Source organism: Dolichospermum compactum NIES-806, assembly GCF_002368115.1.
GTDB lineage: Bacteria > Cyanobacteriota > Cyanobacteriia > Cyanobacteriales > Nostocaceae > Dolichospermum > Dolichospermum compactum.
Window position 1 is genome coordinate 3785257 of the sequence record NZ_AP018316.1, and the last position, 21559, is coordinate 3806815.

Sequence of the window (21559 nt, forward strand, 5' to 3'; positions counted from 1 at the left end):
CTATAATTTCCACAATTGACAGATTGCACTTTGTAGTCTGCCTTAAATAAATAGCAAATAAGCGGTTAAGACATCAAAGAATCAATATCAGTGCCAAACATTAAACTTGCCTGTCTCTTGATTTCTCACCGATAACCCCTAAATACCAACCAACCCTTAACTACTTTAACTTAAAGAATCTTCACTAAAATCAAACCATCCAACTTGCACAAATCCGCTCTCTGCGGAGTTGATTCTTGTATAAGTAGATTCAGTACCAATACATACCCCAGAAAAATAAATTCAAAAAGATGGGCAAATTGTCAAATACTTGTTATCTTTCTTAATATAAAGAGACAAATGTTAAGCAAAATCTAGCCCAAGGATTACCTCTTCGGACTTCTATGTAATTCAACAGATTGCAAATAAAGGAACTCAGGAATTTAAATAACAAGCAACAACCTGTTTAACCTTTAAATCGTGACTTCCAACTTTTCAATTCTGTTATCAATTTATTTCGACTTTAAACCTTGTTTGTTTTGGAGTTCATTATGAATCAACGAACTGAACTATCTTTGGAACAGCAATTTAGCATTCGCTCCTTTGCCACACAAGTCCAACACATGAGCCACGAACAAGCTCAGGATTTTTTGGTTAAACTGTATGAGCAAATGGTCGTCCGTGAAGCAACTTACCAAGAAATGCTCAAACACCAATGGGGTCTAGAATCAGATCCCAATATGGCATAGAGTTACTAATGAGTCACTTCTCCTGTATCGCAGTGAAAGCCAAGTAACTAACTTAATGTTTGTCCGAGATAATTATGTTGAAGCAGAAAAGTATACTGCCGCTCTCCTTCATGAAGTCGTCCTTTATACTGGAAAGAAATTTCTGGGCGATCGCTGTTAGGAAAGATTAATTTTGTAGCTATAGAGAACCAATTATCTCGATTCCAAACCACTAATGTTAAACCTTTCAAGGGGATTGGTTGACTATTGCGCTCCAACTAACTTGGATCACCCACCGTCCTGGTTCTAATAAAAAAGTATGTCCCACCTGCTAAATCCCTTGTTTTAATCCAGCACAGTCGAAGTTTAGAAATACTTGCTAACATAGTATTTTGAGAGACAAGAGACTAAATTAGCGATAATTATCGTGAATTTCTCCTAAAAGCATCTCTTGATATGCTCCTGTGACTGCGGGTAAGTTACCAGGAATATTGATGTTTCGCCAGTATGCTAAAACCGCAAAAGCGATCGCTTCTTTAAATGCAGCGCTTAAGCCAAACTTATCTGTAGTTGACACTGGAACATTCCCCAACAGCAACTGTAAGCGATTTTTTAAGTAACTATTACGACTGCCACCACCACATAATATTACCTTATGTGGTCTTTTAGGGAGAAAATTATCATAACTATGGACAATAGAAACTGCCGTTAATTCTGTGATAGTTGCTAAAAAATCTGCGGCATTAAGTTGGTAGGGTTGGGCATCCTCTAAACAATCATGCAAATAGGTAATCCCAAATAACTCCCGTCCAGTAGATTTGGGTGGTGGTAAATGGAAATACTCGTGACTTAGCCATTTTTCCACCAAGGGGTAACAGGGTGTACCACTGGCTGCCCAATCACCATTATTATCATAGCTTTTAGTGCCACTTGTAAAATGCTGGACGGCTAGATCCAATAAACTATTACCTGGACCTGTATCCCAGCCGCGAATTTGCGACAACCAATCATCACTACGGGCAGGAAGATACGTAACATTACCAATACCACCAATATTTTGAATACAACGTTCTTCCTGGAGATGACTGAGTAAATAGGCATCTACTTTAGGAACAAGGGGCGCACCGTGACCATAAGCAGCTATATCTGCTATTCGGAAATTACTGACAGTAGTAATACCTGTTAAGTGGGCAATCATCGCGCCCCGTCCCAATTGGCAGCTATAACCCAGTTCTTCTAGTCCTTGGGGTGGACGATGGTAAACAGTTTGACCATGAGAACCGATGAGAGTGGCTCTGGGATGACCAAATTGAATATGTTGAGCAGCTTGGGCAAAATTATGAGCGATCGCATCATCTATTGCGGCTAAATCTGCCATTGATATCGCCGTACCAGCCCCCAGCCCAAGAATGTGTTCTCTGAGTTGAGGGGAGTAGGGATAGGTTTCCCCTGCCAGTAATTTCACTTTCAAATCCAAATCTCTACCGGAAATTTCTACTAAAGCGGTATCTATCCCATCTACGGACGTACCACTCATTAAACCAATTACGCGAGTCGGTTGCATTGACTCAAATACTTTTATGAATTTGCGATCGTAGTGTAATTGATCCTATTACCCATGTCAAAACAATACTTTGACTATGCTTGAATTTAAAAATCCCTTTTTATAAAGTAATACTATTGCCAATTTTCCAAAATATGTCTGAAACCCAATAAAATCGTGACGATACAGCACTTTCCGGTGTTATGAGGTACACATCTAGCGGGCAAGATGCCCGCACCACAAGAGTTTCATGATTCAACCTTGTACCTCATTAGAGCGGAATCTGCTGTATCAATAGGGTTTCAGGGCTTTGGCAATAGTATTGATAAGGAGAATGCCGAAAACCCTTGCAAGCCCTGCGCCCCTACATTTTATGCCACGCTTCACTATCAGCAACCCCTAACTAATTTTGCTGAAGATTAATATCTTGTAAATCCAAAGCATAATTTAAACGTAAAATATTTACCCCTGGTTCACCAAAAATTCCTAAAAACCTGCCATCAAAATACTTATTAATCAACGGAATAATATCATCTTCCTGAATACCCCGTGCCTGTGCCACTCTCTCTATTTGTTGTCGTGCTGCTTTTAAAGAAATATGTGGGTCTAAACCAGACCCTGACGTATAAATCAAATCACCCACAGGTTGTTTATCCTGATTCTGTAATTCTTCCACCTGCTTGAGAATACGTTTTTTAAGTTCTGGGTTAGTGGGAGCGAGATTACTACCTCCAGAAATACCAGTCGGTTGAGCTTTTTTACCTTGACTATATCTAACAGCGCTAGGACGACCATGAAAATAACGATCAGATGTAAATCCCTGACCAATTAAAGTCGAACCAATAAGTTGATTATTGATATTTGAAATCATACTACCATTAGCTGAAATGGGGAAAAAAGACTGACCGACTAGCAATATAAAAAGAGGATAGACAATTGCTGTTAATAACCAAATTACCAAAGTTATTCTAATTGCCTTGAAAGTTTCTCTAAAAATAGACATAATTTAATCTTGATTTAATCTTGAATTTAATAAGAGGATTCACCGAAGTAGGCTCCCAGTCAGGATATAGGAGTAAAAGTGCTGTATGGCTTTTTCTATAAATTTTGTAACCCATTTAAAATCATTCTGGTTGAAAAATGGTATTATTTTCATAAAGCAAAAGGTAAGATAACAAGAGGTAAAAGGCAAGAATTACCAATTACCTATTCACATAATTATTTACGCTAAACCCACAAATGTAATCATCATATCTATTAATTTAATCGCAATAAATGGAGCAATCACCCCACCTAAGCCATAAATTAAAATATTTCGTTGCAGAAGTTGATTAGCGGTTAAAGGTCGAAACTGAATACCTTTTAATGCTAAAGGAATCAAAGCCGGAATAATTAAAGCATTGTAAATCAACGCCGAAAGAATAGCCGAATTAACGCTACTCAACTTCATAATATTCAAACTTCCTAAATTAGCAGCGGTGAAAAGTACGGGAATAATCGCAAAATATTTAGCAATATCATTAGCGATAGAAAACGTCGTCAACGCTCCACGAGTAATTAACAATTGCTTGCCGATACTAACGATATCAATTAATTTGGTGGGATCAGAATCTAAATCCACCATATTAGCCGCTTCCTTAGCTGCTTGCGTTCCCGTATTCATTGCCAGACCTACATTAGCTTGTGCCAAAGCGGGAGCATCATTAGTTCCATCCCCTGTCATCGCTACAATTTTACCCTCAGCCTGTTCCCGTTGAATTACACTGATTTTATCTTCTGGTGTCGCTTCAGCAATAAATTCATCTACTCCAGCTTCTTGGGCAATCACAGAAGCAGTAATTCGGTTATCTCCCGTCAGCATGATAGTCCGTACTCCCATCCGTCGGAGTTGGTCAAATCGTTCGCGGATACCAGGTTTCACAATATCTTTGAGATAGATAACACCATAAATTTTGTTATCCAGACATACTGCTAAAGGTGTACCCCCTTGACGAGAAACTTGTTCATAAGCAACATCTAATTCTGGGGTATTCTGTCCATGACGGGAGAGAACAAAGCCTTTAATTGCTTCTACTGAGCCTTTCCGTACTTCCATACCCCCAGGTAAATTAGTACCACTCATGCGGGTTTTTGCCGAAAATTCTATCCCCTGTGCTTGTTTGTGGTTTAAATCAAAATTTGCCCCTAACTTTTCTGCCAGTCGGACAATAGATTTACCTTCTGGAGTATCGTCAAAAATACTAGCCGCCAAAGCCACGTTAGCAATTTCTGTAATTGAATGACCATTGATGGGGATAAACTCTTCTGCTAAACGGTTGCCAAGGGTGATTGTTCCAGTTTTATCAAGCACCAGAGTATTAATATCGCCACAGGCTTCTATTGCCCTACCAGAGGTGGCAATGACGTTAAATTGTGCCACTCTATCCATACCCGCAATACCAATGGTACTCAGTAAACCGCCAATAGTTGTGGGGATAAGGGCTACCAAAAGAGCAATGAGAACAGGAATGCTCACAGGACTATTCACATAGTAGGCAAAGGCGGGCAGGGTGGCTACTACGAATAAAAATACTAAACTCAGAACTGCTAATAATACTGTTAAGGCAATTTCATTAGGGGTTTTAGTCCGTTCTGCTCCTTCGACCAGAGCAATCATCCGGTCAATAAAGCCTTTGCCTGGTTCAGCAGTAACACGAATAATCAGTTCATCAGAAATTATGCGTGTACCACCTGTAACTGAACTGGCAACGTCTGAACCTGATTCTTTGAGGACTGGGGCAGATTCACCTGTAATTGCTGATTCATCTACAGAAGCAACACCCATGATGACTTCACCATCTGCGGGTATCACATCGCCTGAGACTACATATATAGTGTCTCCCTGTTTTAAGCTGTTGGCAGGAACTTCTGTAATTGTGCCGTCAACGGTGATAGTTTTGGCAATGGTGGCTGATTGGGTGGAACGTAAGGTATCGGCTTGGGCTTTACCTCGTCCCTCGGCTACGGCTTCGGCAAAGTTGCTAAATAGAACTGTGAATAATAAAATTCCCGTTAATAGTCCGTTAAACAGATGGGGATTTTTTTGATTTATTGGACCGAACAATTCGGGGTAAATGGTGACTGAGAAAGTGATAATTGTTCCCATCCATACTAAAAACATGACTGGATTTTTGATGGCATACTGGGGATACAGTTTAATGAAAGCATCTCCTATTGCCCGGAAATACATTCCTTTGTTAGATACTCGCGTTTTTCTGTGTTTCTTACGGCGATAAGGAGGACGGGGAGCTTTAGAATTAGAGGTGGTTGCTGAGTTCATATATAAGTAATTTTTTAGGAGTCAGGAGTTAGGAGTTAGAAGAAAGAAGGAAGAAGACAGAAAGAAGGAAATTATCTTCATCTTTGTTATCTCTATTCCCTCATTTTTGCTAACTACCAGAGGCGAGTTTAAAGCCTTCGGCGATTGGGCCTAGAGCTAGAACAGGGAAGAATGTGAGGATGCCTAAAATTAGGGTGACACCAGCAGTAATGCCAGTAAATAGCAGAGAATCTGTTTTCAAAGTTCCCCGACTTGCTGGACTGGCTTGTTTTTTAGACATACTATCAGCTAAGAGAAGTAGGGCAATAATGGGTATATAACGTCCTAGGAAAATACTGACAGTTGTACTTAAGTTCCACCATAATGTGCTGTCATTTAATCCTTCTAAGCCAGAACCGTTATTGGCTGAGGCTGAGGCGTATTCATAAACTACTTGGGAAATTCCATGAAAACTTGGGTTACTAATTCCCGACAAGGATATAGGATAAGCTAAAGCTATGGAACTGGGAATTAAAATCATCATGGGGTGAATTAATAGCACTACACTAGCTAGAATAATTTCCCATTTTTCAATTTTGCGCCCAAAAATTTCTGGTGTGCGCCCTACCATTAAACCGGTGATAAAAACGGTGAGCATCAGATAAATGAAGAGATAAGCTGTTCCTATGCCTTGTCCTCCCCAAATTATTTGTAAAAATAGGTTGAATAAGGTAGAAAATGTGCCACTGGGCATGAGGGAATCGTGCATTCCGTTAACAGCACCGCACATAGTGGCTGTGGTTGTAACTGCCCATAATGCGGTTTGCGCCCAATCAAATCTGACTTCTTTGCCTTCTAAGTTGGGTAATTCTAAGCGCAAGGCATTGTTAATGAGCGGATTTCCTTGTAATTCTCCTGTGGCTGTAACGCCAATAAGAACGACAAAGATGATAAACACCATTGAAAATAATAGCCAGGCTTGTTTGAGGTTATTGGCAAATACTCCGTAGGTGTAAATTAGGGAGGTGGGGATAGCCAACATGGCGATGATTTCTATTAGGTTAGAAGCGCCATTGGGATTTTCAAAAGGATGAGCGGAATTAGCGGTAAAAAAGCCGCCACCATTTTCTCCTAACATTTTGATCATTTCCCAGGATGCTACTGGACCTCTGGCTATGTACTGGATTCTCCCTTCTAAGGTTTCTACTAATATGGTTTGGGCTAGGGTTTGAGGTACTCCGGCGATGATGAGAGCGATCGCCCCCACAATAGATAAAGGTAATAATATCCTAGTGATAGCCTGGGTAAAATCTACATAAAAATTCCCCAATTTTCTCCCTGTTAACCCCCGAATAAAGGCAATTCCCACTACTAAACCACTAGCTGCTGAGGTAAACATTAAAAAACCTAAAGCTGATGTTTGGCTAAAATAACTAAAGGTATTTTCTGTGGTGTAGTGTTGTTGGTCGGTATTGGTCAGGAAGGAAATTGTGGTATGTAGTAATAAATCCCATCTCATCCTCCCCAGTCCGTTGGGATTCCAGGGGAGAAATTTCTGATAATAAAGCAGCGCATAAACTCCCACACCCATGACTAAGTTACTGCATAGTAAGGCGCGGATATACTGCCAACCCGTCATATCATTTTTTTTACCCACACCTCCTAAAATATAAATTATTGCCTCTAGGGGCTTCATTACAGGATCAAGGATTGTCCTTTCTCCCAAAAAAACACGAGCTATGTATTTCCCTAGTATAGGCGTAATGAATACGACAATACACAGCGTTAAAGCAATTTGTAAAAAACCTTGACTCATGTAGTTTGCACTCTATTCAACTGAATTTCTAAGTAGGTTGGCGTTAAAAATTGTCGTTATGGTAAGGGAACAGGGAACAGGGAACAGGAAAGAGGTTTTAGTTATAGTAACGGTCAAGGTGGTTAGGACATGAATTGTTCGTGTCAACGTACCGTAGGTATTCATGAAACTCCGTTCACAACAGGTTTTTACTCCTGACTCAGTGACTCCTGCCATAACACTCAACAATAATGCCTAAATTACTAATAAATTGAATTTTTAGTGATTGGATGATTTTTCATACTACCTAAATCAATATAGTAGAGAATTAAATATTAACCCAGCGACTTGATAAACTATGGCTGAACTACCAAAAACCTTAGAAGATGCGATCGCTCAATCTTGTGAAGCGGTAAAATCAGCTTTAGCTGATGGTATAACTCGGATTCAGGTTGAGTTATTATTTCCCGAACTCAAATTTATGACGGTTGCAGAACAATTTCTCCCCCAATTTACTGAATACGAATCTCGTCTCAAAGTCTTCTTTGCTGATGCCGGTGCGGCTGCTTTAGCCCGTCGTGATTGGACAGATGCACAATTCAAAATTTCCGATATTGGTACTGGTAGGGCTGCATCCCTAGAAGCAAAAATTCAGCCAGAGGATGAAATTTTCCTATTTATCGCCCCCACCTCCGTAGAAGTCCCACAATTAGAAAAGCTGTGTGAACTGATCGGCGATCGCCCTACAATCATGTTAACACCACGACTAGAAGATTCTAGTATCGTTGGTATCGGTTATACAGCCAGAGAAACCCGTCGTCGCTTCATTAGTACCATCGAATCTTGTTACTATATCCGTCCCGTAGATGATGAATCTGCCCTGTTCCGTTGCTACCCTGGACAATGGGAAGTATGGCAAGAAATAGAAAACGAATATCAAAAAATTGTTGAACTCTCCAAAAAACCCTCCGGTGACGAATTAGACGCAATTCTTATGGGAGGACAAACGGCAAACACTACGGACGCTACACCCACCAAAAAACCTAGTGTGTTTAAGAGTTTGCAACGGTTTATCAAGGCTTTAAGCAATTAAGATCACACCGTAGAGGCAAACCCCCTGTGGTTGCCCAGTGAATTGGGGTAGGCACGGGGGCGCTACCCGATTAATTGGGGTAGGCACGGGGGCGCCGATGAATTGGGGTAGGCACGGGGGCGCTACCCCTACATTCAATCCCAATCTTTTGTATAATTTATTGCCCAATGAATTGGGGTAGGCACGGGGGCGCCGATGAATTGGGGTAGGCACGGGGGCGCCGATGAATTGGGGTAGGCACGGGGGCGCCGAATGAATTGGGGTAGGCACGGGGGCGCTACCCCTACATTCAATCCCAATCTTTTGTATAATTTATTTCCCAATGAATTGGGGTAGGCACGGGGGCGCTACCCCTACATTCAATCCCAATCTTTTGTATAATTTATTTCCCAATGAATTGGGGTAGGCACGGGGGCGCTACCCCTACATTCAATCCCAATCTTTTGTATAATTTATTTCCCAATGAATTGGGGTAGGCACGGGGGCGCTACCCCTACATTCAATCCCAATCTTTTATAATTTATTGCCCAGTGAATTGGGGTAGGCACGGGGGCACTACCCGATTAATTGGGGTAGGCACGGGGCACTACCCGATTAATTGGGGTAGGCACGGGGGCACTACCCCTACATTAAATCCCAATCTTTTATATAATTTATTTTGCCTGCCTATTTACCAATTACAATTACCAATTACCCATTTTCCCATTATTGAATTTAAAAATGAAGTTAATCTGTTCTCAAAGCGATCTTAGTAGCAACCTTTCTCTCGTCAGTCGTGCTGTCCCTTCCAGACCCACTCATCCTGTTCTTGCCAATATCTTATTACAAGCAGATGCAGAAACTAATCAAGTTAGTTTAACAGCCTTTGATCTCAGTTTAGGTATCCGTACCAGCTTTAGTGCTGAGGTCTTAGAAAGTGGGACAATTGCTCTCCCTGCCAAACTGCTTGTAGATATCACCTCTCGTCTTCCAGAAGGGGAAATTACACTGGATGATCAATCAGCAGATAATACTGGAGAAGGTATACTTGTCACTCTCAAACCTAAGAGCGGACGTTATCAAGTCCGCGCAATGGGCGCGGAAGAATTTCCTGAATTACCTCTGATTGAAAACGCCGAAGCAATTACTCTCACCACAGCCGCACTAATTGAAGGATTGAAAGGTTCTTTGTTTGCTACCAGTTCCGATGAAACTAAGCAAGTCCTCACTGGCGTACATTTAACCCTAAAACAAGACACTTTAGAATTTGCTGCTACCGACGGACACAGATTAGCCGTTTTGGAAACTACAAATGAGCGTCCTGTAGAGGGTAGCGAACAAGTAGAGGTAACAGTACCGGCAAGAGCATTACGAGAACTACAACGGATGTTAGGACATAACTCCACATCAGAAGAAACTGTAGCCGTATATCTTGATCAAGGTCAAGTAGTATTTGCTTGGCAAAATCAACGCCTTACCAGCCGCACTTTAGAAGGACAATATCCCGCTTATCGGCAATTAATTCCTCGAAAATTTGAACGCCAAGTTACATTAGAAAGAAAGCAATTTATCAGCACTTTGGAACGAATTGCGGTGTTAGCAGATCAGAAAAATAATATTGTCAAAGTCAGCATTGATAATACCAATCAAGAGATTACTTTATCTTGTGAAGCGCAAGATGTTGGTAGTGGTACAGAATCAATGCCAGCACAAATATCTGGGGAAGATATAGACATTGCTTTTAATGTTAAATATCTGATGGAAGGTTTGAAGGAATTACCATCTTCAGAAATTCAAATGCACTTAAATCAAAGTTTAACTCCGGTAATTTTCACACCTTTGGGTGGATTGAAAATGACCTATTTAGCTATGCCTGTACAGCTTAGAAATTAGTTTTTGACCTGTCACCTGTCACACAATTTGGTCAGGGAATCTATTTTCTGTTCCCTGACAATTTGTATGACTGAATCAGGATAGTTTAGTAATAAATTTTACCGCCACCCCATTTAGTGCCAACAACTTTTGGTTCTAAGAGAATGTGTCCAGCGATCGCTTTCAAATCATCTTCGGTCAGATTTCGCATGACTCGGAAAATATTTGCACTCTTCAAACTGGGGTGGATTTCCGAAATTTCTGTTGCGCCATCATAGGTAGTGGGATTTTTCATATAGTCCACTAAACCTTCAATATTATTGCGGTTAGGTAAAGCCCCTGCTAGGGCTTCAGGTTCAAGTCCCACATTTTGGTTAGTCTTGGTAACTCCACCAGCATGACATTGAGCGCAAGCGTAATTGAATAGTCGTTTACCTTTTTTGACTTGTTTTAAGCTGAGAACAACTGTATCGCCTTTGTCATTTAATGGCACTGTACGGATAGTTTCATCCAGTTCTAAAGCTGTTGCAGTACCGACAAACATCTGTAATGTCAGCAAAATAGTAGCAACAACAACACCAATTAGTCTTTTAAACATATTTCTCCTCAAAGATTTTATTGAGTCACTGTAATACCAATATCATGTTAGGAGTCCAATTTGTTGCCAAAAATACGATCCCTTAAACTCTTGTAATTTAAATTTCTAGCTAGGATAGGAGAAACAAAGCTAAAATTGTTGTTGTTTTAGCGATGCCATAAAATCTTACAGGCGTACTATTTCGGCGCTTGTTTTTGCTGGGAAATGGCGAGGGTGTAGTTGAACCTGTCTTGTGACAAATCACCCACATACACTAAATATTTGCCTGGCTGCCAGTAACCGGAGAATTCTGCTTTGCCACCGCTATAACTATCAGCAAGCATACAAAATCGCCCCCCTGGTCCGTCAATCAATAGTGTTGGCTGTCCTTGACTTTCTACCGTCAATCGTAGATAAGGCAATGGTTCTGTAACTTCAATTATTTGATTAGGTGCGGTGTTAATATTTCCACAGTTACTTTTTACACCTCCTCCAGATGTACCGTTTAATACTAATGGGTCTTTATCAAATTTAGAGTTAATTTCTAATTGTGGGGTTTTAGCAAAGCTGGACTGATTCAGTAATAAGCCCATTGTGAGTGCTAAGGAAGCAATTGTAACTAGGCTCAAAGTTTTCATGTTATTTCTATGCTCTTAAATGTTTATATCGTTGTCAGGTGTCAGGAAGAAGAAGTTAAGTAGGTTGGCGTTAAAAATTGTCGTTATGGAAAACTTACTTTGGGTAAGGATGTGTGTACACGGTAGCCTCTTCAAGAGGGGAATAAGAGGTTTTTTATGTGTTATTGATATATAAATGTCTTAGATCTATTAAGCAAATAATCAGTAATTCTGACAGATTATTTATTTAGACGGAAACAATTAGATTGTGTTCCTACTGAACATTTTATCATTCCAGAGTGGGGAAAACAATTGGAAGATTGCGTTAGGCTGGATGAAACTGCAAAACAGCGGATTGTCTGATCCGTATAAATCCTGATAAAATTTCCTGATGTTCAAACTAAAGCATCTTCAAACCACTAACACAGGGTGGTCTTTGGATCAACGAGATCCAAGGTTCATCGAATCTATGATGCCTATCTTGGGCTTGTTATATAACTGTTATTTTCGAGTCCAAACCAGTGGCTGGGAAAATGTCCCAGATGGCAAAATTCTCGTTGTCGGTTCTCATAATGGTGGACTGGCTTCTCCTGATACTTCCATGATGTTATATGATTGGTTGCGTCGCTTTAGTGTCGAAAGACAGATTTATGGTTTGATGCACCCTAAGGTTTGGGATGTGTTTCCACCGGCGGCAGAAATGGCGATGAAAGCTGGCGCAGTGAGGGCGCACCCCAAAATGGCTTACAAGGCTTTGCGGGCTGGCGCTAGTGTCTTGGTTTATCCGGGTGGTGCTGAGGATGTCTTTCGACCTCATGCGATGCGGGATAAAATTTATTTTGCCGAGCGGAGGGGGTTTATTAAGTTGGCACTGCGGGAGAATGTACCGATTGTGCCGGCGATTTCCTGGGGGTCACATGATACTCTGATTGTCTTGGCTGATATGTATGAAATCATGCAGCAATTTCATAAAATGGGGATGCCTTGGCTGCTTGGGGTTGATCCTTTGGTGTTTCCTATTTATTTGGGATTACCTTGGGGATTGGCTTTTGGACCGCTGCCTAATATTCCTTTGCCTGTGACTATCTATACGAGGGTTTGTCCGCCGATTGTGTTTGCCCGCTATGGAAAAGAGGCTGCAAGCGATCGCACTTATGTGGACGAATGCTATGAGTTAGTCAGAAGTAAAATGCAGCAGGAGTTAGATAGTTTAATTCAACAAGCCAATCATTAATATCATCCTGGCGGTGCTTTTGTCGCCAGGTATTTCAACTCACTACATCTTGCAAAGAATAACTTTTTTCTCCGACAAGATGACCGTCTTCCATGTAAACAATGCGGTCAGCAATATCTAAAATGCGGTTATCGTGGGTGACAAGTAAAATTGTACAATGATGTTCTTTAGCTAATTTCTGCATTAGTTCTACCACATCCCGTCCTGATTGTTTATCAAGTGCGGCGGTGGGTTCATCTGCTAGGACTATTTTTGGTTTGCTGACTAAGGCGCGAGCGATCGCCACTCGTTGTTTTTGCCCCCCTGATAAACTATCTGGATAATAATGAAGGCGATTTCCTAATCCTACTTCTTCTAACATTTTTTGGGAATGTATTAACATTTCTTGTGCCGACATTTTCGGCTGTACTTCTAAACCCATTCTCACGTTTTGGATTGCTGTTAAGCTACCGTGTAAGTTATGGGCTTGAAAAATATAACCATTATTTCTGCGGGCTTGGTTTAATTGTTTAGCATTGGCTTGACATAGTTCATTACCTAATATCTGCAAACTTCCAAATTGGGCAGAACGTAACCCACCAGCCAAGGTTAATAATGTGGTTTTACCAGAACCAGAAGGACCTGTCATGATCACAATTTCCCCTGCATTTATAGTTAAGTTGATGTTAAATAAAACTTGTTTTCGTAGTTGTCCAGATCCGAAGTAATGATCAAGATTTTCGATATAAATTACAGGTTTTTGAGGGTTAATAGTTTGCATAGTTGAGGTTTTAACGATTGATTTTTTGCACGCAGAGCCGCAGAGACAACAGAGAGGAATTTTCAGGAATTTCAAACATATTTGCTGGGTCGGCTGATTGGAGTTTATTTGTCCAAGTTCGACAATGCCGTTACCGGATACTACTTCACCCCCACGGCTATAAATGTCAGAAATTACACCATTTTGAGGTGCTTTAATATAACTTTGATCGAAATTGGCTTTTGCCTGTGCGGCTGCGGCTATTTTATTTAAGGTGGCTTTAGACTAGAATATGCTGCATTGTGAAGAGATTTTACCAATGAAGAGCGATCGCTCTTCATTGGTAATCTAGTTAGGGCTTGCTGATAGCCTGCGTGGCGTAGCCATATTGAGGTATGAAATTCCCAAATTGAACCTTTAAAACTCAAACCTCAGTGCGTTTTTGCGCCTTTGCGAGAGACTAAAATTCATACCCTTAATCAGCAACGCCGTATATACATGAGAAATTATGGGTATGGAAATCAAAGCAATCACGGGGGGTTGTCCCCACGATATTGACCAATTACCAATTACCAATTTCCTCTATATATTCGGTAGTGGGAATCACTGGTGAATATTGGTGCAGTACCTTACTGATTGCCGTTAAATTACAAGTTAATTCAATTTGTTCTCTTTCTAGCAAACCCAGAATAAAATCGGGCTTGTCTTTAGCTACCACTGGTAATTGATGTAAACCACGTAATGCCATCCGGTCTAAAGCTTCAGATACAGGTTCATCATCCCAAGCATAGAGAATATCTGTAGTACAAATATCTATCAGTTTTTGACTAGATAAATATTCCTGAATTTCCGGCAATGAATTAGGAAGATTTTGGCAGATAAAAAAAGTTCGTTTAATATCTTCTAGGGAAAGAATTCCTACCAGTTTACCAGTATCATCATCAATGATTAAAGCACTGCGTATTCGTTCCCGCGTCATTACTACCGCAGTCTCTAATACGCCTAAAGTTGCTGATAATTTTTTGGGACAGGTGTACATAGCATCTGCTACTAACATTTGCTGCCAAAGTTCTACCTTTTCATCTTTCAATTCAGGTAAACCAATCTGTTGCAGATTAGCATTAGCATCTACAGTTGGTTTGATTAGTTCTACTAACCAAACACTTAAACCCACTGCCGCCATTAAAGGTAAAACAATGCGGTAATCACGGGTTAATTCAAATAACATTAAAATTGCTGTTAATGGTGCTCTTACGCTACCTGCTAAAACCGCCGCCATACCTACCATTGCATAAGCTGGAGGAGCAGCCATATACTCTCCAATTCCTGGTATAATAAAAGCCAAAAATTTAGCGTAGGCAGACCCAAAGGAAGCACCTAAAAACATAGCCGGGGCAAATAATCCGCCCACAAAACCACTACCTGAACTTACCGCTGTCATTAGCAGTTTTAATACTAGTAAAATGAGTAATAAATTAAGAGAAAAATCTTCATCCTGTAGTATCGCTTCTACAGTTCCATAGCCGATACCTAAAATTTGTGGGTATTGCCAACCGACGAAACCAATAATTACACCACCAAAAATTGGCTGAATCGACTGAGGAATTTTACCTAATAACGTTAACCGTGAGAAATTGCCAGTAAAGATAGATTTAGCTAAACGAATGGATTCAGTATAAGTAAGAGAAATTAAACTTGCACCCAAACCTAAACCCAGATAAAGCGGTAATTCTAGGTAACTACGAACTTGATAAGCAGGTAAAGCAAAAGCTGGTTGTGAACCTAAACCAATTTGAGCAATTAAGGCAGCAACAACAGCAGCCAGTAATATCACACTTACCGCAGAAGTAGCAAAATATGTACTGCCCATAACTACTTCTAGGGCAAAAAATACTCCCGCAATGGGGGCGTTAAAACCAGCCGCTAAACCAGCCGCCGCCCCAGCCCCCAATAGTAACCGCTGACGCTCTTGAGAGACTTGTAATATGTCCGATAACAACACGCCAAAATTAGTCCCAATTTCTACACTTGGACCTTCTGGACCCAAAGATGCACCACTACCAAGAGAAACTGCCGCAGCGATCATTTTTGTCACCGGTCGCAGGGGTTTTTTCGCTTCTTTTCCCTGAGAAACAGCTATTAGGGATGAAAGTCCTGGACCAAAATCTTGAGTTCGCCACCGCATGAGGCCAACAATGATACCGCCGAGAATAGGAACAGCCGCTAAGGTCCAAGCACCCCAAATCCCAATCTGTCCCATCAAATTTTCCAACATGAAGTTGTTAATTAGCTGGATTAAATAGTGAAAGGTGACTATACCCATACCTGTGCTACCGCCAATTAGCACGGCTAAAAACAGCACCACTGTTTCGGGAGAGGCTTGGAAACGATTAATTAACTGAGTGAACCGCATGGAATATGGGGGAAAGTAGGGTTTTAATCATTGAGGATTCTTAGATATTGATAAACAGGGTAAATGTCAGAAAAATCCATTTTTCGTCTATTATTTCTTATTGTGGTTTATTATCAGAGAAACTGCCTGCTCAATAACTAATTAACGAAAATCACAAAATATTTAGAAAAAATAATTCTGTCCTGCGGTACTAACAACTTGGGTTAGTATTGAGGGGAGTACGTCGTTGGATCAATTGCATTCTGAAATTCCATCATAGTATTTTGCCGATCACTATCAGTGATTATGGCATGATTACTAGATTTACAGTAAAATTAAATACAGATATTGTTATAAATAGAATCAAGGGACTAGGCGGACGAGGTAGATGAGTACAAATACTTTTCATAATCATTATGTTACTTGCCCAATTTGCCAAAAAAATAACAGAACAAAGCTAATAAGGTCTTATGTTGGTTTGTTTACCTGTCCTTATTGTCAGGAAAAATTAGTGGTTTGCCAAAGTGGACATTATGTGCGTGATCCATTTATTTGGAGACAAATGATGATTTCATCGGCTCTCCGTCGTCAAAGCCGACCTTTTGCAAGGATCATCAGAGATTTTATCGTCATTAAGCGTCCTTTATTGTCTTTGGTTGTGGGAAGTGCAATTTTTTTCGGGATTGTGACTATGACTCAAGACAATATGAGTCGTAATGGTCAAGAAATTCCTAAAATTGAAAAAATGAATCAGGGTGAAAAATAGAGTTCAGGAGTCAGGAGTCAGGAGTATGGCTAACGCCACGCTGCGCTATCAGGAGAAGGAAGAAAATTCCTTCCCTGTTCCCTATTCCCCGTTCCCTGTTCCCTTCCCACAACGACAATTCTTAACACCAACCAACTTATAATGAGTTATTTTGTTTGGTAATTAATTGCCAGTCTTTTACTTTGTCTATGATTTTGATGGATTTAAACTGGAGGTTTTCTAAGGTAGATGTGTTAATAAGAAAATAAGGTTGGCTATCATACTGCCAGTAATATTGTAGTTCACCGATAGAAGCAGGAATGATGGTGCGATCGCTATAAAAATCCAAGGAAGGACGATGGTAGGGAAAAGATGTATAGATTTCCTTAACTGCTGGATTAATTTTCGTGATCATTGCCGCTACGGGTTTAACGGCATAGGCTGTATTTAATTCCCAAACCCAGTAATTAGATTTCATTAATAATAATAGAGAAATATAACTTCCCCAAATTAAAATCTTCAGAAATTGTCTATCACCGCGTTCTGCTAAAATTGCGGATAAAGTCATAGTTAAAGCTACTGCGGCAAAAATAATCTGTAACTCGGCTTTGTCTAATGTTCTGCCACCAAAGTAAATACTACTGGCAGAGGCTACTACCGCCAATATCGCTAAACTCGTTACCCAAGCGCGGGGATAGCCTGAGAATAAGGGGACATTTTCCATCTGGGCTAATTGAAACCCAAAAGCTAAAGCCAAACTAGGGTAAATGGGGAATATATACCAGGGGAGTTTAAAGCTAATTAGGGAAATAATTAATAGATAAACACCAGACCAGATAATAATTAATTTTGCCCAACTGAAATTATTATTTTCCCAGGTAATGCGGATAGTTTGGGGGAGAAATATCAACCAAGGCCATGTCCATTTAGCGATTTCTAAAAGATAATACCAAGGTGCTTGGGATGTGCCATTATTAATGGTTCGAATATGGCTTAAAGATGTATTTACATCAATACTGAAGGGATATCCATAGTGCCATAATTGAAACCCATACCAGCAGCATACAGGTAGACAACCGATCAAGATCCCTATCCAGAAGTAATAACTTGTGAGTAGTCTGGGTGTATCGCAAAAAAGAAAGACTAAAACAACTGCACCTAAATAAACACCCATCATGCTTTGAGTTAGACAAATTAACCCAAAACTAATGCCTATTCCTAAGCAGTAACGTAAATCCCGCCGCGATCGCAAGACAAACCAGATCATCAAAATAAAAAAACAGGCAACTGCCCCATCTAACATTGCCAACCTGCCATAACGAACCACAGGCAGCATTGTTAAATAAATCAAAGCACTATAAATAGCTGCCCAACGTTGACGAAATATCTCCCTCCCCAAACAATACAAGCAAGGTACAGAAGTTGCTGTCAAAATTGCACTAGGTAGGCGCGTTGTCCATTCATTGACACCACCCAAAGAATAAGCCCCAGCAATTAACCAGTGCATAAGGGGCGGTGTGTGATGATATGGTTCACCACCCAACGTGGGATAAAGCCAACGCATTGAATCTACCGGGGCTTGCCAAATTTCCCGCGCTACCCTGGCTACGGTTGCCTCATCGCCATCTTGTAAGGGCAAACCTCCAAGATTGATACTAAACAAGATCACCGCTGCTAATAACAATAGGATTAGCCATAGCCAATCAATCTTTTTTTCAATCACACGGTGCTGTTTTTCTAGATGAGTCCAAATAAAGCTTCCTTCTTGCATATTCTATGCGAATCTTATAACTGCTATGTTTAATCACATAGAGATCAAAGCGAATCTCCAATGTTGCCATCTAGGAACAATCTATATTCAAAAACAATGGCTAAATCCCAAATTAACTCAGTTTATCATGAATAGAGATAATTTTTTGGCGAAGATTTTCTTATTGATTTTTTAAAGAAGTTTACAAGCATCTTTACGATTAAATGATATAAATACTACCATTAGCATTTAGTCAACTACCCTGAAGGAGAATGTCAATGAACTTACCTTTTATTTTAGATGTGGCACTGGGTTTAATTTTTATTTACTTAATTTTAAGTTTACTGGCTTCAGAAATTCAAGAACTATTAACAACTGTACTGCAATGGCGGGCTGAACACTTGAGAAGATCAATTGAAATTCTTTTAGCTGGTGATGCTCAAACTTCAGAAAATCCGGAAATAATTCAACTTGTCAATAAAATTTACGGTAATCCTTTAATTCAAAACATTAATCAAGAGGCTAAAGGTTTATTGGCAACTTTACCTCGGAAAGCGACTTGGGCATTTGGCTCATTATTTAATCTGTTTAGAAAGTCTAGTTCTAGATTTAAAAAAGAAACTGTGTTTGGTGATCAAAAACGTAGTGCGCCTTCCTATATTGGTGGTGAAAATTTTGCTAATACTTTTATGGATACACTCCAACTGCCAATATTGGTAGAAAAATTAACTGAAATTAGGTTGGAGCAATTCAAAGCTGAACGGTTAGATGATGTTAGACAAATTTTGATTCAGTTACAAGTTTACATTAATAATCAGGAACTATCTAATGAATTTGCCACCAATATTGCCGCAGATTATAGACGGTTGGATTTAGAGTATAACCTGATTATTGATGAATTCAAAAAGGAAAAATATGATATCTACATGGTGATAAATAGGATGGGAGATAGCCTAGCTAAATATATAGAAAGTTTTGCAGCAAGTATAGCTGATCATGAATATATTTTAGATAAGCCTTTGCGGGAACTAAAATTCTTAAGACAAGATATTTTTGAAAGCGCAGAAAAAGCCATAGTGATAGGAGGCTTAAAACCTAATATTAATGAAATTGTCAAATCTATCAAGAAAGGTAGTGATATTCATGGTGAAGTCATAGCAGCTATCCAAGATAAAGATAGTGAAACATATAAAAAAGTTAAAGAATTGATTGATATTTTGCCAACTTCTGTAGTTGATAACATTGAAACTATGGCAAAACGCGCCCAGATGAGAGCTAAAAGCACGGAGGAAGGTATTACTCTTTTGCGGAGAGAAATTGAAAATAGTTTTGATAGCTCAATGGAAAGAGCCGGTGGTGTTTATAAACGTAATGCTAAAGGAGTGGCAATTTTAATTGGGATAACTTTAGCTATCACAACCAATGCCGATACTTTTCATATCATTAACCGGTTATCTAAGGATTCTTTATTGCGGGAAATAATTATTAACCAGGCCGTAAAAGTAGCACCACAAGACTCTAATCCTTCAGATATCAATAAAATAGATCCTAACGAGATTTTAAAGGAAGTTGAATTACCAATTGGTTGGACAAGTGCTAACGTACAACAGCAAATTAACAGCACAAAATATAGAGTTAATGGGTTGCCTGTTTTCAGTGTTTTAAGTATGATTGCTGGTTGGTTTGTCAGTGGTATTGCTATTGCAATGGGTGCGCCTTTTTGGTTTGATTTACTAGGAAAAGTGATGAATGTCAAAAATGCAGGTAAAAAAGGCAAACAGTCCCCCAGAAATCAAGATGAATAATCAATAATTCAGATACCCGACTTCTTTGAGAAGTCGGGTATCTTGTGGTTTAGAAAATAAAAATTATTTGTACATCCCATTCTCTGTTTTGGCGGATAATTTGAATTTGTTGGAGAAATTCACGGAAGTAAAATCTTCGTTCTACCTCTGATAAATCTAACCAAAATTGGGGAATGGAAACAGCTTGAGCTACGGAACGCAAATTCACAGGAGGAAGAATCGCTAACTTGGCTTGAAGTTCAGAAATTTCTGTGCGAAGTTTGTAAGCTCTTAATTTTGCAGTTTCTATATCTAAAATTCCCGTTTCTATGAAAGTGGGTAATTGCTGGAGGATTTCTTGCTGACGAGATATATCATTCCCTAAACTATTTTTAATTGCATCTAATTGGGGAAAATTGATCCCGGCGACAGCTAAAGGTAGATCTCGACAAACATGATCAATGGTTTTTTGTAAAACTACTTGGTAAGGGATAGCACGACATTTAGGCTGTTGAGGACAGTTAGTTGCACGTAAATATAAATACTCTTGATTCTGATGACGCTGGGTAACACTGGTGACAATCATCTGTGATTGACATTGATCACAAATGACTAAACCAGCTAAAGAACGGGGCGCACTAGCCGTCCGTGATGGTAATCTGCTGTTGCGTCGCAATAGTCTATCAACTTGCGCTGCTTCTTCTCTGGATATAATTGCTGCATGAGTATCAGAGATAATTTCCCTGTTTTGATAGGCTGTATCACCTCGATAAACTGGATTAGTTAACCAACGTCTAGCTGTAGTTACAGAAATATTTTTACTGTATTTTTTACCTATATAACGGACGGTAGCACGGACAGAACCATAGAGTAAAAAATATTCAAAAAAATCTTTAACAACGGGTGAGGTGGTGCGATCAATAATATATTTACCTTGTCCTCTGCGGTAGCCATAGGGGGATTTTCCTGGTGGTGGTGAGGTTTCTAGGCGATTACGAGCGTGTCCCTGACGAATGCGGCGACTACGTTGTTGATATTGAATTTCTGGTAATAATTGTAGTAATTCGGTGGGGATTTGATTGGATTTGGAAACATAAGGTTGTTGTGTCGTAATGACCATGACTCCCATTGTTTCTATTTGATTGAGGCGATCGCTCACTTGGGATAAACTATCACCTAATTCTTCTAATCGGCGCAGCAGTAGATAATTTACAGTTTCGGTTTGACAATCAATTAATAATTGTTGTAATTGGGTGCGTTTTCCCAAATCTTCATAAATTTTATCTACTTCCCAACCCCAATCATCTGGGCTGGGAACAGTATCTAATAATGGATCAGTATAAATATAAACAATTATTTTCATGGGGAGAAATAAGGGAGAATTGGATCTTTTCCTCAATTATTAATTGCAAAAACTCGATTAATCTCCTAATT

Annotated in this window: 16 protein-coding genes and 1 pseudogene; 6 read left to right on the forward strand and 11 right to left on the reverse strand. The window is 39.7% G+C overall.

The features are described from left to right. The first annotated feature begins 530 nt into the window (after positions 1 to 530). Positions 531 to 728 carry an NblA/ycf18 family protein gene (locus tag CA730_RS17905; protein ID WP_027402129.1) on the forward strand — a complete coding sequence of 66 codons (198 nt, stop codon included), beginning with the start codon at positions 531 to 533 and terminating at the stop codon, positions 726 to 728. A 59-nt stretch (positions 729 to 787) separates the two neighbouring features. Here the strand turns inward: CA730_RS17905 and CA730_RS17910 are convergent. The 5 genes and pseudogenes from CA730_RS17910 to kdpA all read right to left on the reverse strand — a co-directional run. Continuing rightward, positions 788 to 1035 (reverse strand): annotated as a pseudogene (locus CA730_RS17910) (hypothetical protein); the annotation flags it as partial. 84 nt (positions 1036 to 1119) lie between these two features. Beyond that, a complete protein-coding gene (locus CA730_RS17915; protein ID WP_096669341.1) occupies positions 1120 to 2271 on the reverse strand; it encodes an anhydro-N-acetylmuramic acid kinase in 1152 nt (383 codons plus the stop codon). Between the two features lie 382 nt (positions 2272 to 2653). Next, entirely contained in the window at positions 2654 to 3253 is a 600-nt protein-coding gene (gene kdpC / locus CA730_RS17925; RefSeq protein ID WP_096669345.1) for a K(+)-transporting ATPase subunit C, read from the reverse strand. Positions 3254 to 3472: 219 nt separating this feature from the next. Continuing rightward, positions 3473 to 5569 (reverse strand): potassium-transporting ATPase subunit KdpB, encoded by a 2097-nt coding sequence (gene kdpB / locus CA730_RS17930; RefSeq protein ID WP_096669347.1) that lies wholly within the window; start codon positions 5567 to 5569, stop codon positions 3473 to 3475. Positions 5570 to 5678: 109 nt separating this feature from the next. Then, entirely contained in the window at positions 5679 to 7364 is a 1686-nt protein-coding gene (kdpA, locus tag CA730_RS17935) for a potassium-transporting ATPase subunit KdpA (RefSeq protein WP_096669349.1), read from the reverse strand. A 337-nt stretch (positions 7365 to 7701) separates the two neighbouring features. On the opposite strand from kdpA, the gene CA730_RS17940 reads away from it, so the two are divergent. Both CA730_RS17940 and dnaN read left to right on the forward strand, forming a co-directional pair. Further along, the gene (locus CA730_RS17940; RefSeq protein ID WP_096669351.1) at positions 7702 to 8436 is read left to right on the forward strand and encodes a DUF1995 family protein; all 735 of its coding nucleotides are present in this window, start codon (positions 7702 to 7704) and stop codon (positions 8434 to 8436) included. A gap of 720 nt (positions 8437 to 9156) precedes the next feature. Beyond that, the gene (gene dnaN, locus CA730_RS17945; RefSeq protein WP_096669353.1) at positions 9157 to 10308 is read left to right on the forward strand and encodes a DNA polymerase III subunit beta; all 1152 of its coding nucleotides are present in this window, start codon (positions 9157 to 9159) and stop codon (positions 10306 to 10308) included. Between the two features lie 85 nt (positions 10309 to 10393). On the opposite strand, the gene psbV is transcribed toward dnaN, so the two are convergent. Both psbV and CA730_RS17955 read right to left on the reverse strand, forming a co-directional pair. Further along, positions 10394 to 10885 (reverse strand): photosystem II cytochrome c-550, encoded by a 492-nt coding sequence (psbV, locus tag CA730_RS17950; protein ID WP_096669355.1) that lies wholly within the window; start codon positions 10883 to 10885, stop codon positions 10394 to 10396. Between the two features lie 176 nt (positions 10886 to 11061). Beyond that, positions 11062 to 11502, reverse strand: a complete 441-nt coding sequence (locus CA730_RS17955) for a hypothetical protein (protein WP_096669357.1) — start codon at positions 11500 to 11502, stop codon at positions 11062 to 11064. Between the two features lie 370 nt (positions 11503 to 11872). On the opposite strand from CA730_RS17955, the gene CA730_RS17960 reads away from it, so the two are divergent. Beyond that, positions 11873 to 12715, forward strand: coding sequence for a lysophospholipid acyltransferase family protein (locus CA730_RS17960; RefSeq protein WP_096669359.1), 843 nt, complete (start codon positions 11873 to 11875; stop codon positions 12713 to 12715). 34 nt (positions 12716 to 12749) lie between these two features. On the opposite strand, the gene CA730_RS17965 is transcribed toward CA730_RS17960, so the two are convergent. Together CA730_RS17965 and CA730_RS17970 are read right to left on the reverse strand one after the other, a co-directional pair. After that, positions 12750 to 13475 (reverse strand): DevA family ABC transporter ATP-binding protein, encoded by a 726-nt coding sequence (locus CA730_RS17965; protein ID WP_096669361.1) that lies wholly within the window; start codon positions 13473 to 13475, stop codon positions 12750 to 12752. Positions 13476 to 14016: 541 nt separating this feature from the next. After that, the gene (locus CA730_RS17970) at positions 14017 to 15867 is read right to left on the reverse strand and encodes a chloride channel protein (RefSeq protein ID WP_096669363.1); all 1851 of its coding nucleotides are present in this window, start codon (positions 15865 to 15867) and stop codon (positions 14017 to 14019) included. Between the two features lie 367 nt (positions 15868 to 16234). Here CA730_RS17970 and CA730_RS17975 point away from each other — a divergent pair, with 367 nt between their 5' ends. Beyond that, positions 16235 to 16612: a hypothetical protein gene (locus CA730_RS17975; RefSeq protein ID WP_096669365.1), complete on the forward strand. Its 378-nt coding sequence runs from the start codon at positions 16235 to 16237 to the stop codon at positions 16610 to 16612. Between the two features lie 136 nt (positions 16613 to 16748). Here the strand turns inward: CA730_RS17975 and CA730_RS17980 are convergent, their stop codons facing one another. Further along, positions 16749 to 18362 carry an ArnT family glycosyltransferase gene (locus CA730_RS17980; protein WP_096669367.1) on the reverse strand — a complete coding sequence of 538 codons (1614 nt, stop codon included), beginning with the start codon at positions 18360 to 18362 and terminating at the stop codon, positions 16749 to 16751. 257 nt (positions 18363 to 18619) lie between these two features. Here CA730_RS17980 and CA730_RS17985 point away from each other — a divergent pair, with 257 nt between their 5' ends. Next, complete coding sequence (locus CA730_RS17985; protein ID WP_096669369.1) at positions 18620 to 20146, forward strand: hypothetical protein; 1527 nt, start codon at positions 18620 to 18622, stop codon at positions 20144 to 20146. Positions 20147 to 20195: 49 nt separating this feature from the next. Here CA730_RS17985 and CA730_RS17990 read toward each other — a convergent pair whose 3' ends face one another. After that, positions 20196 to 21488, reverse strand: coding sequence for a recombinase family protein (locus tag CA730_RS17990; protein ID WP_096669371.1), 1293 nt, complete (start codon positions 21486 to 21488; stop codon positions 20196 to 20198). Positions 21489 to 21559 lie beyond the last annotated feature (71 nt).